The organism is Streptomyces fulvoviolaceus, assembly GCF_000718165.1.
In the GTDB taxonomy this organism is placed as follows: Bacteria; Actinomycetota; Actinomycetes; order Streptomycetales; family Streptomycetaceae; genus Streptomyces; species Streptomyces fulvoviolaceus.
Genome location: NZ_JOEY01000017.1, coordinates 90772 through 106915, shown reverse-complemented (window position 1 = coordinate 106915; position 16144 = coordinate 90772). Strand labels below are relative to the sequence as shown.

The window sequence follows — 16144 nt, the reverse complement described above, 5'->3', positions numbered from 1 at the left end:
TGCGCGGGGGTAGACGACCCGTTGCGGACGCCGGCGGGACGGAGAGCGGGACGGAGATACTGGCGTCCTCGGCCGACGAGACCGACGTGCTTCCGCGGACGGACCGGACCCGGGACGTCCCGGAGGCCGACCGCCCGGCAGCCGTACGCGATCCGTGGGCGGAGTCCGGCCCCGCGGGCCATGCCCACGACCCGCACGAGGTGACCGTCCAGCTGGACGCCGTCAGCCTGCGCGGTGACGCCGGCATCGAGCGCCCGGCCGGCGGTGACGGCGGCTCCGAGGGCTCCGACGGTCCGGTCTTCGTGGACGAGTCGGGCCGCCGCAGCCGCAGATTCCGCCGGATCGGCATCGCCGTCGGCATGGCATGCGCGGTCTACGCCGTCGTCATCGTCGCCACGCTGCTGTCGGGCAATTCCAACGCGCCCTGGCTGCCGGTGACCGGCCCGAAGGACAACACGCCCGCCGGCAAGGTCGACACCAGTCCGCTGCCCGCGGAGTCGGCGGAGCCCTCTGTCTCGGCCGGCGTCACACCGGGGTCCACCCCGACGGCGAGCGACGGTACGACGCCGAGTCCGGGGGCCAGCGCCACGGCGCCCGGCGCCTCGACGAGCCCGGTCCAGCCGGGCGGCTCGACCGACCCGGACCCGACGGCGACCGAGACCGACACGGTCCCGGACCCGGACCCGACCGACGTCGACCCGACGCCGACGGACGACACGACGGTCACACCCGACCCCGACCCGACACCCACCGACGGCGGAGAGCCCTCGACCGATCCGACCGAGACGACGGGCACCGGCGACAGCGCCGGAACCGGCACGGTGGCGGACGGTCCCAGCTCCTCGTCGCCCATCGCGGAGGAGCCGAGCACCGCCGTGCCCTCCGACTCCCCGCTCTCCCCGTCCCCGGAGTACATCCTCTGATGGCATCCCGCACCCGCCGTCGGGGGGCGACGCCCGGAGCCCCCGACGGCTCCAGGCGTCGTCGCCTGTCCATGCGCCTCCTGCTGCCGCTGCTCGTCCTCGTCGCCCTGATGGCGATGCTGATGCTGCGCGGCTACGTCCACAGCGAGATCCTCGCCGACCACCGCGTCCAGCCCGAGGCCTCCTCGGACAAGGTGCCGGAGAAGATCATCGACGGCGGCCCGGTGATCGACACCCGCAGCGGCCGCACCACCAGCCTCCAGGTGCCCGACCGCCGCCTCGTCCTCACCTTCGACGACGGCCCCGACCCGACCTGGACCCCCAAGGTCCTGGACATGCTCAAGAAGCACCACGCACACGCGGTCTTCTTCGTCACCGGCACGATGGCCTCGCGCTATCCGGAGCTGGTCAGGCGCATGGTGGACGAGGGCCACGAGGTCGGCCTGCACACCTTCAACCACCCCGACCTGTCCTTCCAGTCGAAGAAGCGCATCGACTGGGAGCTGTCCCAGAACCAGCTCGCGATCACCGGCGCGGCCGGCATCCGCACCTCGCTGTTCCGGCCGCCCTACTCCTCCTTCTCCGACGCCATGGACAACAAGTCCTGGCCGGTGACCGAGTACATCGGCACCCGCGGCTACATCACCGTCGTCAACAACACCGACAGCGAGGACTGGCGCAAGCCCGGCGTCCGGGAGATCCTGCGCAACGCCACCCCGAAGGGCGGCAAGGGCGCGATCGTGCTGATGCACGACTCCGGCGGCGACCGCCACCAGACCGTGCAGGCGCTGGACAGGTTCCTGCCCCAGATGCAGAAGCAGGGCTACGAGTTCGACAACCTCACCGAGGCCCTCGACGCGCCCAGCGCCCACACCCAGGTCACCGGCCTGGGCCTGTGGAAGGGCAAGGCGTGGGTCTTCCTGGTCCAGGCCTCCGAGAACATCACCGGGGTCATGGTGGCCGGGCTCGCGATCATCGGCTCCCTGGTCATCGGCCGCTTCGTGCTCATGCTCCTGCTGTCGGCCATCCACGCCCGCCGGGTGCGCCGCCGTGACTTCAGCTGGGGGCCGCCGGTCACCGAACCGGTGTCGGTGCTGGTCCCGGCGTACAACGAGGCCAAGTGCATCGAGAACACCGTCCGTTCGCTGATGGCGAGCGAGCACCCGGTCGAGGTCATCGTCATCGACGACGGCTCGAGCGATGGCACGGCGAGAATCGTCGAGGCGATGGGCCTGCCGAATGTGCGGGTGGTCCGGCAGCTGAACGCGGGCAAGCCGGCCGCGCTCAACCGCGGTCTGGCGAACGCCCGTTACGACATCATCGTGATGATGGACGGCGACACCGTCTTCGAACCGGCCACGGTCCGCGAGCTGGTCCAGCCCTTCGGTGACCGGCGGGTGGGCGCGGTGGCGGGCAACGCCAAGGTCGGCAACAGGGATTCACTGATCGGCGCCTGGCAGCACATCGAGTACGTGATGGGCTTCAACCTGGACCGCCGTATGTACGACATCCTGCGGTGCATGCCGACGATTCCGGGCGCGGTGGGAGCCTTCCGCCGTTCCGCTCTGGAACGCGTCGGCGGCATGAGCGACGACACGCTCGCCGAGGACACCGACATCACGATGGCCATGCACCGGGACGGCTGGCGCGTGGTGTACGCCGAGAAGGCGAGGGCCTGGACGGAGGCGCCGGAGACGGTCCAGCAGCTGTGGTCCCAGCGCTACCGCTGGTCCTACGGCACCATGCAGGCGATCTGGAAGCACCGCAGGGCGCTGGTGGAACGGGGCCCGTCGGGCCGCTTCGGCCGCGTGGGCCTGCCGCTGGTGTCACTGTTCATGGTGCTGGCGCCGCTGCTGGCCCCGCTGATCGACGTGTTCCTCCTCTACGGCGTCGTGTTCGGCCCGACCGAGAAGACGATCGTGGCCTGGCTGGGCGTCCTGGCGATCCAGCTGATCTGCGCGGCGTACGCCTTCCGCCTGGACCGCGAACGCATGACCCACCTCATCTCGCTGCCCCTGCAGCAGATTCTCTACCGCCAGCTCATGTACGTCGTGCTGCTCCAGTCCTGGATCACGGCCCTCACCGGCGGCCGCCTGCGCTGGCAGAAGCTGCGCCGCACCGGCGTCGTCGGGGCGGCCCCCGGCGGCCCGGTACCGCGCCAGCGGACGCGCAGCGGCAGTGATCGGAGGCCGGTGGGATGACACAGGAACACACACAGCCGTCGTACGACATCCCGCAGCAGCGGACGCCCGAGCCTTCTGTTCCCCCGGCTCCGAAGAAGCCGGGCCGCGACCGCTACCTGGACCTGTTGAGGTCGATAGCCCTGGTCCGGGTGGTCGTGTACCACCTGTTCGGCTGGGCCTGGCTGACGGTCCTGTTCCCCTCCATGGGCGTGATGTTCGCGCTGGCGGGCTCGCTGATGGCGCGCTCGCTGAACCGCCCGGCGTGGGGCGTGATCAAGGGCCGTGTCCGTCGCCTGCTGCCCCCGCTCTGGGCGTTCAGCGCGGTGGTGCTGACGCTGATGTTCGCGGGGGGCTGGGACCTGTCGAAGGACCCGGACCACAGCGGCGTCCTGGGCCTGGTCGAACTGTTCAACTACATCGTCCCGTTCGGCGCCCCGCCCTTTCCCTGGAGCATCGGCTCCAAGTCGGGCCTGCTGGAGAACACGTGGGCGGTGCAGGCGGCGGGCGTGCTCTGGTACCTGCGCGCTTACCTCTGGTTCGTGATCGCGTCCCCGCTGCTGCTGTGGGCGTTCCGCAGGGCACCGTGGGTGACGCTGCTGGCGCCGCTGGGTCTGACGGCGGTGCTGGGCACGGGCCTCGTCACGATCCCCGGCGAAACGGGCAACGCGGTATCGGACTTCACGGTCTACGGCGGCTGCTGGGTCCTGGGCTTCGCCCACCACGAGGGCGTCCTCGCGAAGGTCCCGCGCTATGTGGCCGTCTCCTGCTCGACCCTGCTGATGGCTTTCGGCCTGTGGTGGGCGTCGGGCCACCTGGGCCCGGACGGCTGGGACCTGAACGACATCCCGCTGGCCCAGGCGACCTGGTCCTTCGGCTTCGTGGTGATCCTGCTCCAGTACTCACCGTCGTGGCAGGAGCTGCCGGGCCGATTGGCCCGCTGGGACAAACTGGTCACGCTCTCCAACAACCGCGCGGTCACGATCTACCTGTGGCACAACATGCTGATCATGGCCACGGTCCCGCTCATCGACCAGGCCTACAACCTCTCCTTCATGCAGGGCGACCGCGCGGTGGCCGCGCTCGACTCGACGTACATGATCTGGATGTTCGTCCTGGTGTGGCCGCTGATCGGCCTCGCGATCCTGGGAGTCGGCTGGATCGAGGACCTGGCGGCGAAACGGAAGCCTCGGCTGTGGCCGAACGGGGTGCAGCGTGGGGGTTCTCGGCGAAAGGGCTGATCAGACGGGCTAGTCTCCTTATCGGCCTCGGCGGTCCGTGAGGAAATACCAGAGCGGGAGCGGACCGCAGACGAAGAGCGCGCCGCCGAGCAGGTACCAGCCCCCGCCCATGAGGGTGACTGCCCAGGCGAGTGCGGCGGCGAAGAGAACCAGAGCCGCAGCCTGAATCCACAGGAGGGTGTGGGCCACCCGCACACCTGTGGTGTTCTCGCGCTGTGGTCCCGCCTCGGCCGAGTTGTCTTGAAGGAACGTTTCTTCGTTCATGGTCCTTGAGCTGTGGGGGGATACGGGTTCCTGCTGGACGGTGGCACATGGTGGGCTCCGCATCCGCGAGAGATGCGGAGCCCACCCGCGTCACCCGATGGCGATCCGTGTCTGCCAGTAGCTGTTCGCCGTGACGATCTCAGTGCCGGAGCCCGACAGCGCGGTCTTGCTGCCCGAGAAGAACCGCACGGAGCCGTCGGAGCGGACGGCCCAGATGTCGGGGATCGTGTCGGCGTCGGCGCTGGGCGTACCCATCAGCAGCGGGACATCGGCGCTGAGCCAGCCGGAGGCGCCGTACTCGGCGTCCGCCCCGCCCGAGGAGTTCGCTGCGGACGACAGGGAGTTGAGGTCGGTCCCGCCGCCGCTCGCGGCGATGCCCTTGCGGAGCAGCAGTCGCCCGGATGTGTCGGAGCGGTAGACCATGTCGGAGACACCGTCACCGCTGACGTCCGCGACGGTCACCAGGTCGCGATTGGTCCAGGAGGCGGAGGACAGGCGGATCGCCTGGTCGACCGTTGCCCCGTGGTAGCCGGTGAAGGCCCACAACTCGTCGCCGACCGTGGCGAGGAAGTCCGTGCGGCCGTCGCCGGTGATGTCGCCGGCGGCGACGATCTGGGTCAGGGACGAGAGGCTCGGGGCGTCCGACGGCAGCAGGATCTCCTGCCGTCTGTCGATGTTGACGGCGCCGTAGCCGTCGCCCGGGTAGACCCAGAGCCTGCCGCCGACCCGGACGACGAGGTCCTGGAGGCCGTCACCGCCGTAGATGTCGCCGTTGTGGGTGATCAGGGCGCCCTTGAAATGGCCGTTGGGAGCGGCTACGTAGGGCGGCAGATCGTCGCCGTCGGGGTCCTTGTCGGGATTCGCCCGGTAAGCCCCTGGCATCGAGTAGTCCAGGTCGCCGGTGCCTTTGCTCAGGTCGGTCACCGTGGCCTGGGAGGGGTAGAGGGCGAGGTTGCCGGCCTCGGTGACCACCATCATGTCGGGCAGCAGGTCACCCGTGAAGTCGCCGACCTTGTCGGCCTGGTCGCGCGGGGTGACGTAGAAGAAGTACTTGGTCGGCTCGGAGACGTTGTCGGCGCTGTCGACGGTGCGGACGTAGAGCACGTTGGGTCCGGCGGTGGGCGGCTTGGCGTCGCTGATGGTGGCGCTGAGGATGGTGGACGAGCCGGGGGTGCGAGGGACGCTGCCGGTGTAGCTGGGCGAGTTGTAGCCGTACTCGTAGCGTTTGACGTCGGCGTTCACGGCGCGCACGGTGAAAGTGCCGGGGGTGCCGAACTTCTTGGTGGACCAGGTGGCGTCCTCTGCGCCGCTGCCGAAGCCGTTCTCGCTGCCGTCCGCGTTGGGGAAGTCGGTGGAGGACACCTTGGGCGGGCGGGGCGCGGTGGTGTCGAGGACGAACCGGCAGGGCTTCTTCGGGTACCAGGCGGAAGCTGCGCTGGGGCCGACGTCGTCGAAGGCCCGGACCCGCCAGGAGTATGTTGCGCCGCTCTTGAGTCCGCTGGTGGAGAACTTGTCGGTGGTGCGCAGCGCGGTGCCGGTGTCAATGCCTGCGGAGACCTTGCCGGTGGACTTCAGCAGGTCGCCGGTGGCGGCCCACTTGTTCATCTCCCACAGATCGAAGTCGAGGTAGTCGAGGTTCTTGTCCTTGTCGGTGGCCTTGGCCGTGAACGTCAGGTCGCCGGAGCCCATGCGGACGTACGGCTTGGTGGTGGTGCACTTGCCCTCGGGGCCGAGGTCGAGTGAGTTGGGGACGATCGACGGCTTGCGGTTGTAGACGAGTTCGAGCGTGGGTGCGTAGTCGCCGTTGGCCTGGAACTTCTTCCACGCGTATTGCGCGTCCTCGTCTCGCGCACGCAGCCCGAAGGTGATCATTTCCTCGCCCGCGTCGGCTTGTTTCTGCGCGCCCTTCTTCACGTCGAAGCGCTCGAAGTCGTTGCCGCAGCTGGACTTGTAGCCGTGCGCGAAGCTCTTGGTGGCCAGCTTGTTGCCGTCGTGCAGCTCGGGCGCGTTGTTCCAGTTCGTGTGCGAGTCGATCTCGCTGGTGAGGTGCACGCTCATCGAGCGGGCCTGGCAGGACCAGGCGTAGGTCTCCAGCATGCGCAGTTTGGCGCTGGTGATCTTGGTGCCCTTGAGATCCTTGTCGAACTCGATGTTGAAGAACGACCGCGAAGTGCCCCAGGTGTCCGACTCGAAGCCGACGCGGGCCTCGTGCGTGCCGCCCTTGTTGAAGTCCTTGCCGTTGTAGAACGTGGCTTTGGGGTGGCGGTCGTAGGCCGTGGTCCAGTCCTGGGTGTGCTTCTTGACCGACGGGTCGATGAAGACCGGGTAGGTGGTGGCGGGGTCGCTCAGGAAGTCCTGGTCGGGTGTGAGCGTCCACTGGCCCGTGGACAGGTCCGCCTCCACGAGGTCACCGCGCGAGTCCGGCGACGGCCCGTTCAGGGAGGGCAGACTCAGCGTCGCGGCGGAGCCGGTCTGGGACGGTTCGGGGGTCGGCTTCGCGGGCGGGCTCGGCAGCGGGGAGTCCGAGACGGTTGGTTCCGGGCCGTCGCTGTCCGAGGGCAGGACCTCGATGTCGGTGTCGCTCTGCTCGTCGGACTCGACCTCCTCCTCGGAGGGGCTCGGGGTGTCCGAGGGTGTCTCACTCGGCAAGTCCGTCGGGTCCGGGGACTCGGACTCCGTCGGCTGGGCGGTCGCGCCGACGGTGCCGTCGGTGACGGCGGGGGCGCCGCTGCTGTCCCACATCAGTGGGGTGGGGGAGACGGCGACCTCGTCGCCGTAGGCGTTCACCGCGGTGACCATGCGCGACAGCGGATCCAGCCGGAAGGTGAGATCGGCAGAGTGCAGGCCGTAGGCCATCTGCTGCACATGGGGGTCGGACGCGGCCTGCCGGTTCTTGACGACGAGGACCTGACCGAAGCCGTCGTCGTCCGCCGTCAGCACCAGGTCGCCGCCCGGGAAGATCTCCGGGTACAGGATCCGGTTGCCGTCGACGATCGGCGTCGGCACGGCGTCCGGCCAGGTCAGTTGGATCGCGTAGTCGCCGCCGCCGACGTACAGCGTGGCCAGGGGAGTGCCGGTGTCCGCGGCAGCGCTCTTCACCAGGGAGACCCGCTGAACGGTCGAGCGGGACGCCCGCTGCTCGCTCCGCCCGTCGGACCCGGCGGAGAAGACCATCCGGGTGTTGGTGGCCTGCGGCTCCCACCCCTGCTCGGTGCGGTGCAGACTCGGGTCGATCTTCTTCCACTCGCCGCCCACCTTGGCCCGGATCGGGGAGGAGTGCAGCCGCTTCATCATCTGGCCGTCGGGTCGGGCCCACGTCGTCGAACGCGCGGTGCGCGCTGCCGTCACCTCGACGGCCTTCCCGGTCCGCGCGGCCTTGGTGAGCGCCGCGGACTCGGTGACAGTCGTGGCGTGGCCGTCGCGGCCACCGCCTTCGTGCGTGACGTCGTCGCTCAGCCGGAAACCGGCGTAAACGATGCCGGTCGTGGTGACCGCGGCGGCGAGCAGTGCCGCACCGGCCCGACGGCCGGGCACGCGGCCCCAGTTGCGCGTCATCGGGCGGGTTCCCCTTCCCCCTCGTTCCCCTCGGCGACGCAGGACAGGGCGCGGCCGGGCCAGCAGATCATGACCTATGAAGGAACTGTCGTCACCCTGTGGAGATGTCACCGGCGGGGCATGAGGGGCCGGGGGCCGCCCCTGGACTGCGAGGCCACGGGCACCGTGGTGGGCCTCAAGCGCTTGAGGAGGACGGCCCAGAAAGGCATTAAACACCCGCAAGTGCCGCTAATTTGCTTGCTGTTTATTACTAAAAACCACCGCATTCTCTAATCATGAGCAACGGGGTAATTAACCCCAAGTAAAGTGATATTCACCTTTCGCGCGCATTCGAAGCGTAGCGATGCGTTACACACCGTGACGATGATCACATCGTCATGTCGCCTCTGGCTTTGCTTCACAGAGTGATCACAGAATCTACGCTGTCTGATAAGTCGTCACGCGTGGTCTGTCACCGGCCCCGCTCCAACCGGTCCGGGGGACCTCGTCGTGTTCGATCGACTTCCGCATGCTCGCAGGCGCCGCGTGGCGCGCACAGCCGTACCGGTCACGGCTGCCGCGCTGTTGGTCGGGCTGCTTCCCGCGCAGGCGATGGCTCTGCCCCCGGATCCGGCGAAGGCGGAGATCGGGCGCGAGACCGTGACCCTGGAGGAGCTTGAGCAGGAGACGCCGGTCCTGGGCAAGAAAATCAGCCGGGACCGGTGGTCGCTGCGGGCCAAGGTGCCCACGGACCTGCTCGCCGCGCCGGCCAACACGACGACCACACCCGCGGGCACAGCGCCGGTCAACTTCGGCTCGACCACGACGACGGCCTCGGCCCGAACGGCTGCCACGAGTGGACAACAGGCGGCGCTGAGCCCCGCCGGCACCTTGCCGGTGAGCCTCGGCCAGGCCACCGACCAGCCGGCGCCGACGGGGACCTGGCAGGTCACGATCCCGGAGCGAACCACCGCAACCGGGCAGGGCGTTGACGGTGCCGTAGTGGTCGTGGAGGCACCCGCCAGTGGCTCGGTGCCCGTCTCCGTCAAGCTGGACTACTCCAAGTTCAGAAGCCTCTACGGCGCCGAATGGGCGTCCCGACTCCGCTTCGTTCAGTTCCCCGACTGCTACCTGACCACGCCCGACGACGAGGCGTGCCAGACGTACGAGGAACTGGAGACGACGAACGACACGGCGTCGACGTCGCTCACGGCCACGGTCGACCCAACGGCCGACGGCACGGTGACGACCGCCTCGGCGGAGTCCACGGCACCCGCGAACTCCGGTGTGGTCCAGGTGACTTACCGAACGGCGACGCCGGTAGCCGCCGCGGGCAGCAGTACGGCGGTCGTCGGCGCGGTGGACTCCGGCACCAGCGGTGGCGGCAGCTTCAAGGCGACGCCGCTCGCCTCGGACGGCAAGTGGGAGGCGGGCGGATCGGCGGGTGCGTTCACCTGGTCCTACCCGCTGACCGTGCCGGCCCCTCCCGCGGGACCAACACCCAAGATTTCCTTCGACTACAGCTCGCAGACAGTGGACGGCCGTACGGCGGTCTCCTCGCCCCAGGCTTCCTGGATCGGAGAGGGCTGGTCGTACGACCCCGGCTACATCGAGCGCCGCTACCGCGCCTGCCAGGACGACCGCAAGACGCTCAAGGCCGGAACTCCCAACAACACGGCCAAGAAGGACAAGACGTCCGACCTGTGCTGGGTGTCGTACAACGCGGTGATGTCGCTGGGCGGCAAGACCACCGAGCTGGTCCGGGACGCGGCCTCCGGGAGCGATCCGGAGAAGGACACCGAGGTCTACCGTCCCCAGCAGGACGACGGCACCCGCGTCGAACACCGCGTCGGTGGCACCAACGACGACAACAACGGTGAGTACTGGGTCGTCACCACCAAGGACGGCACCCAGTACTACTACGGCCAGAACAGCGTCGGCGGCGGGCACGCCACCACCAACTCCGTCTCCACCGCGCCGGTCTTCGGCAACCACCCGGGCGAGCCCTGCAATGCCACCGCCTTCGCCGACTCCCGCTGCGGCGCGGGCAAGCAGCAGGCCTGGCGCTGGGGTCTGGACAAGATCGTCGACGTCCACGGCAACACGATGATCGTCAACTGGACGCAGGAGACGAACTACTACGCCGTCCGCAAGAAGTTCAAGTCGCCCGAGCAGTACGACCGTTACGCCTACCCGACCTCGGTCGAGTACGGCATGCGTCCGGACAGCCTGACCAAACCGTCGGCGACTGTGGACTTCAACGTCAAGCAGCGCTGCCTCAAGTCGGAAACGGCCTGCACCTCGGCCAACTTCGCCAAGACCGACGACCCGGGCGCCTACCGCCCGTGGTGGGACACCCCCGGCAACCTCAACTGCAAGTCCAGCTCCAAGCTCTGCCCGCCGTTCCCCTCCTTCTGGACGCAGATGCGCCTGGACACGGTGACGACGAAGGCGGCTCGCGCGGGCCAGACAGGCCTGGGCCTGGTCGACAAGTACACCCTCCGTCAGTCCTTCCCGGCTGACTGGTACGACACCTCTCCCGGCCTGTGGCTCAACTCCATCACCCGCACCGGCTATGCGCCCGGTGACACCACCGGCACCCTCCAGTCCGAGAACGGCATCAGCTTCGCGCCGTACACCGTCGGCTCCACCGCACCCCTGCACGCCCGCCTGAAGGACCGCCAGCTGCCCAACCTGGTGCCGAGGAGCAAGACCGATCAACGCCCCGGCTTCACCCGCCCCCGCATCGGCACGGTCTCCACCGAGTACGGCGGCGACATCGAGGTCGAGTACACGGGCGGTTGCGCGACCGAGCCCGCGGAGGACAAGGGGAAGAGCAACGGCACCTGCTACCCGGTGCGTTGGTCGCCCGACGGCGACGACAAGACCCCGGCGAAGGTGTGGTTCAACAAGTACGTCGTCGACTCAGTGACCGAGACCGACAAGGTCACCTCGCACGGCGTGCCGGTCACGACGAAGTACAGATACGACGGATCGGCCTGGGCCAAGACCGACGACGAGTTCACCCGCCCCGCGCTGCGTACCTACAGCGACTGGCGTGGCTACCGGCAGGTCGAGGTCACCAAGGGCGCCAAGTCGATATCCGAGCAGGGTGACCCGCAGACCCAGTCCCGCTCGATGACCCGGTACTTCCAGGGCATCGGCGGTGAGGTCAAGGACTCCAAGAGCACATACACGCTCCTTGCGGACGACGCGCCGCAGTACGCCGGCATGACGGCGGAGACCATCACCTACCGCGATTCCGACGGCCAGCAACTCAAGCGAACCCTGAACTACCCCTGGTCGAAGCAGACCGCGTCCCGAGCCCGCGAGAACGAGGACGGCACCACCGCGGACCCGTTGCTCGCCCATCGCACCGGCGTCAAGCGCACGGACGAGATCCAGACGGTGGACGACGAGAGCTGGCGCGCCGTACGCACGCTTACGACTGTCGACGACACCTACGGGCTGCCCGTCCAGGTCGAGACGGCCGTGGTAAAGCCCAACGGGACCGGCGAGACCCTGTCCGACCAGACATGCACCGTCACGAAGTACCTGCATAACACCACGGCCTGGCTGATAGGCCTGCCCAAGGAGCAGCGCAGCACAGGCACGTCCTGTGCGGGTTACTCCGCGGCCGACCCGGCCACCAAGCTCAAGTCGGCAGCGCAGTACAGCTACGACGACCTGGCCTACGAGGCCACGCCGACCAAGGGCATGGTCACCTTGAAGGCCGAGATCGACGGCGCCGGCACGGCGTACTCGCTCGGGACCAGGACGACGTACGACCCACTGGGCCGGGTGCGCACGGTCACGGCTCCCGGCACCGGCACGACCGAGAGCCAGTACACCCCCGCCGACGCGGGCGGCCCGGTCACCCAGGTGAAGTCGATCAACGCCAAGAGCCAGACCACCACCACGACCTTCGACCCCGGACGAGGGCTCGCGCTGTCGTCCACCGACCCCAACGGCCGTGTGACGCGCAACGAGTACGACGCTCTGGGCCGCCTGGTGAAGGGCTGGTCCCCGTCCCGCTCGGACGGCAAGTCGCCCAGCGTGACGATCGACTACCAGCCCGCGACAGCCACGGCCTCGGAGAACAAACCGGCCGCGGTGATCGTCAAGGCCCTGAAGGACGACGGCTCCTACAGCACGGGCGTCACTCTCTTCGACGGCCTGGCACGCGAGGTCCAGACACAGACCGAGGCCCACGGCCCCGGCCGGATCATCGTGGACACCACGTACAACGACCACGGCCTCGTCGACAAGAAGACCAGCGGGTACCTGGCGAAGAGCGAGCCGACCGCGAGCCTCTTCGCCCCCAGGTCGCTGTCGCTGATCCCCAGTTGGACCAAGTACCGCTACGACGGCCTGGAGCGCGAGGTCCGGGCGTCGGTCTACCACAGCGGTGACTACAAGTACGCGACGTACACCACGTACAGCCTGACCAGCACGTACGTGAACCCGGTGGGATCGACGGCACCGAGAACGCGGATGTACCACGACGCGCTGGGCCGGGTCACGTCCCTCAAGCACTACACCCAGGACGACTCCGGCTCGTCCGCAGGTCGCACGACCACCTACGAGTACGACGCCCGCGGCAACCGCGTCAAGGTCACCGACCCGGCGGGCAACATCTGGTCGTACACCTACGACGCCCGCGCCCGGGTGACGTCCGCGACCGACCCCGACACCGGCACCACGGAGACGGCGTACGACGCGGCCGACCGCCCCAACTGGGTGAAGAACGCACGCCAGCGGGAGACCTTCACCGAGTACGACGTCCTGGGACGCGTGAAGTACGTACGGCTGGACTCGGCGAACGCCACCCCGGTCAGGGAATACGCCTACGACGAGGCGTCGGGCGGCATCGGCCAGCCGTCAAGTACCAAGCGCCACACGGATACTGGCGACTACATCAACCGCGTCACGGGTTACGACGCCGAGTACCACGTCACCGGCAGCGAGACGGAGATCCCGGCCAACTCGATGACCACCGGCCTGTCCGGCAAGTACTCCTACGCCTACACCTACACGCCGACGGGCAAGCCGCAGTCGGTCACGCTGCCCGCCGTGGGCGGCCTGACGCAGGAGAAGGTCGTCACCCGCTACAACGGCGACGGCCTGGTGGAGTCGACGTCGGGTCAGACCTGGTACACGGCCGACGCCACCTACTCGCCCTACGGCGAGGTCCTGCGCACCGTCTCCGGATCCCAGCCCTATCGCGTCTGGACGACGAACTTCGTCGACCCGCACACCGGCCGCCTCCAGCGCACGGTCGCGGACCGCGAGACGGCCGACCCGCACCGCATCACAGACAGCTACTACTCCTACGACACATCCGGCACCATCACCTCCAACACTCGTCAACTCGGTGACCCGGCAACGGGAACCTGGGACACCCAGTGCTTCACCTACGACGTGCTGGGCGAGCTGGTGCACGCCTGGACGTCGAGCGTCACCCCGGCCGGCAACGGCACCGGCTGCAAGGCGGCGAACGGCACAGCCTGGGGCCACCGCACCGACTACGCGACCTCGTCGGGCCCGGTGACCGACGCCCCGGACGCGGCGACGGACTCGACCAGCCCGGACAGCACGCTGAGCTCGACGCTCTCGGCGGCGGCCCCCGACGCGGCCACGGTCTCGACGGGCACGACCGCCTACCGCCAGTCGTTCACCTTCGACTGGCTCGGCAACCGGGCGACGATGACCGAGCAGGACGTCACGTACACGTACGGCTACGGCAAGACGGTTGCCGCGACGCCGACCACCCCGGCGTACAAGACGCAGCCGCACACGATGGCGTGGGTCAGCTCCAACCCGTCGGGCAAGGGCGGGTCCTACACCTACGACGCCACGGGCAACACCGAGGTCCGGGACCTGTACAACACCACCCAGAACCTGGTCTGGACACCCGAGAACAAGCTCGACTCCATCACGGACGACGGCAAGAAGACGACCTACGTCTACGACGCCGACGGCAACCGCCTGCTGGAGAACTCGCCGTCGGGCTCGACCCTGTACCTGGGCGAGACGGAACTCACGACGGACTCGACGGGCACGATCACCAAGGCCTCACGCTCCTACGGCCAGGCCGGCGCCCCTACGGTCGTCCGCACCACGACCAACGGCTCGACGACGGGCCACAAGCTCAGCGTCCTGCTGGCCGACCACCTGGGCACCGCCAACACCTCGGTGGACATGGCCTCCGGCCAGACCGTCACCCGCCGCGCCTTCAAGCCGTACGGCGAGGTCCGCGGCACCAAGCCGACCGCCTGGCCAAACAAGCGCAGCTACCTGGGCGTGGGCATCGACGACACGGCGACCGGCCTGACGCACATTGGCGCTCGCGAGTACGACCAGAACTCGGGTCGTTTTCTGTCCGCCGACCCGCTCCTCGTCATCGCGGACCCGCTCCAGATGAACGGGTATGCGTACTCCAGCAACAGCCCTGTCAGCTTCAGCGACCCGTCGGGTTTGTGCAGACGAGACATCTGCGGAGACGGCTATCCCGTTGCAGGAGACGGGAAACGTGCGGGCTATACGGGTCAGCGCAAGGGGGAGAAACCGTGCACGTCCTGCAACGGTCCGAGCAGTAGCTACAACTACGACCCCACAGAGATATTTCCGGGCGTCAGTATCCCGACGAAGTGGAAGGGGCGGGACGAGTTCATTGACCGCTTCTACGCATATGTGCATACCGTCCGGTCGACCAATGGTGTCCTTCCGGGATATTTGACAGATGAAACAAACCCGGATGGAGCGCAGCAGCAACTCGGTTATTGGGGGCTCAACGTCTGCTGGGCCATGAAGTCGTGTCCCCGAGCCGTGATGACGAACTTCCACAATATGTCGATGGGAATGGCTGCAGCGACCAGCGCAATTGGTGGCCCGTCGGACGGGCCGGGCGCGGGGCGAATAACCATCGGTGGCCGACCAGGTAAGGGCATAGCAGGAGGATGCACTCAGTGCTTCCTGGCCGGTACTGACGTCCTCATGGCTGACGGCAGTACCAAGGACATCGAGGACATCAGAGTTGGTGACGAGGTCAAGGCCGCAGATCCTCGCACAGGCGAGTCCGGCCCCAGAAAAGTCACGCGTCTCATCATCACCGAGCACGACAAGCACTTCAACGAGCTGTCCATCGCAACAGATGACGGCATCGAGAAGCTGACGGCCACGTTCGAGCACCCGTTCTGGTCCCCGTCGGAGGGGAACTGGGTCGAAGCGGGATCCCTGAAGCCGGGCATGACCCTCCTCACGGACGAGGGTGCCACCGTCATCGTCACCGGCAACCGCTCCTTCACCAAGCATGCCCGTACGTACAACCTCACCGTTGATGACCTGCATACGTACTATGTACTCGCCGGGGACACTCCAGTTCTTGTGCATAACAGTGGTCCCGGCTGTGGATCTGCGTGGATTGATTCGAACAGCATTCCCCACCACTTCAAGCACGCTGAAGACTTCGGAATCATGGGGAAAGAAAGCAAGGCGACCAAGCAAGCATTCGTTGGCGCGATAGGGGACTTTGTGAAGAATCCTGGGAACGTTCAGATCGCGGGAACCTATCGGGGAACCCCGGCTCGGCATTATGTGGATTTGAATTCAGGGCGCCACGTATCTGTTGACCTCGATAGTGGAAAGATGCTAGGCGCCTGGAAATCCGATCCAGGATCAGACCAGTTCTGGTACTTGACGATGCATGGGAAGCTGTAATGGCCAAGCTAGAGCCGTTCCTGGTGCTTGCCTCTGCGGTTGCAGAGGGCAGGCTGTCGGCAGTTGATTTTTCGACTGTGTGCCTTCCCCTGTACAAGCACTATTCGGGATCTTATCCGTCGCCCGACCACTATCAGTTGGCCACTGACCTGTTTTATCTGGCGCATGATCACTATGCGGGTGAAGGTGACCCAATCCCGGGCACGCTTAGTGATGCTCAAGTGCAAGCGGGGGCGGCGGAAATTGTGCAGCGGATGCGTTCACTTCTGCGCTGACGCGTGTT

General features: G+C 67.6%; 7 protein-coding genes. 5 read left to right on the top strand and 2 right to left on the bottom strand.

The window, feature by feature from the left end; translation table 11 throughout:
• Window positions 1-86 precede the first annotated feature (86 nt).
• From IG08_RS54305 to IG08_RS0119985, 3 genes are read left to right on the top strand one after another with little or no spacing between them, the layout of a single operon-like run.
• The gene (locus IG08_RS54305) at window positions 87-923 is read left to right on the top strand and encodes a hypothetical protein (RefSeq protein ID WP_052424795.1); all 837 of its coding nucleotides are present in this window, start codon (window positions 87-89) and stop codon (window positions 921-923) included.
• The gene (locus IG08_RS0119990; protein WP_030604018.1) at window positions 923-3124 is read left to right on the top strand and encodes a bifunctional polysaccharide deacetylase/glycosyltransferase family 2 protein; all 2202 of its coding nucleotides are present in this window, start codon (window positions 923-925) and stop codon (window positions 3122-3124) included. The genes IG08_RS54305 and IG08_RS0119990 overlap by 1 nt, the downstream gene beginning before the upstream one ends.
• Window positions 3121-4344 (top strand): acyltransferase family protein, encoded by a 1224-nt coding sequence (locus IG08_RS0119985; protein ID WP_030604015.1) that lies wholly within the window; start codon window positions 3121-3123, stop codon window positions 4342-4344. The genes IG08_RS0119990 and IG08_RS0119985 overlap by 4 nt, the downstream gene beginning before the upstream one ends.
• An 18-nt stretch (window positions 4345-4362) precedes the next feature.
• Here IG08_RS0119985 and IG08_RS0119980 read toward each other — a convergent pair whose 3' ends face one another.
• Both IG08_RS0119980 and IG08_RS0119975 read right to left on the bottom strand, forming a co-directional pair.
• On the bottom strand, window positions 4363-4608 hold the full coding sequence (locus IG08_RS0119980; protein ID WP_030604012.1) for a hypothetical protein: 246 nt from the start codon (window positions 4606-4608) through the stop codon (window positions 4363-4365).
• Window positions 4609-4698: 90 nt separating this feature from the next.
• On the bottom strand, window positions 4699-8163 hold the full coding sequence (locus tag IG08_RS0119975; RefSeq protein WP_030604009.1) for a DNRLRE domain-containing protein: 3465 nt from the start codon (window positions 8161-8163) through the stop codon (window positions 4699-4701).
• A gap of 591 nt (window positions 8164-8754) precedes the next feature.
• Between IG08_RS0119975 and IG08_RS0119970 the strand changes: the two genes are divergently transcribed.
• Window positions 8755-15861, top strand: coding sequence for a polymorphic toxin-type HINT domain-containing protein (locus tag IG08_RS0119970; RefSeq protein WP_234342920.1), 7107 nt, complete (start codon window positions 8755-8757; stop codon window positions 15859-15861).
• Window positions 15861-16136, top strand: coding sequence for a hypothetical protein (locus tag IG08_RS60180; RefSeq protein WP_158812261.1), 276 nt, complete (start codon window positions 15861-15863; stop codon window positions 16134-16136). The genes IG08_RS0119970 and IG08_RS60180 overlap by 1 nt, the downstream gene beginning before the upstream one ends.
• Window positions 16137-16144: the final 8 nt, after the last annotated feature.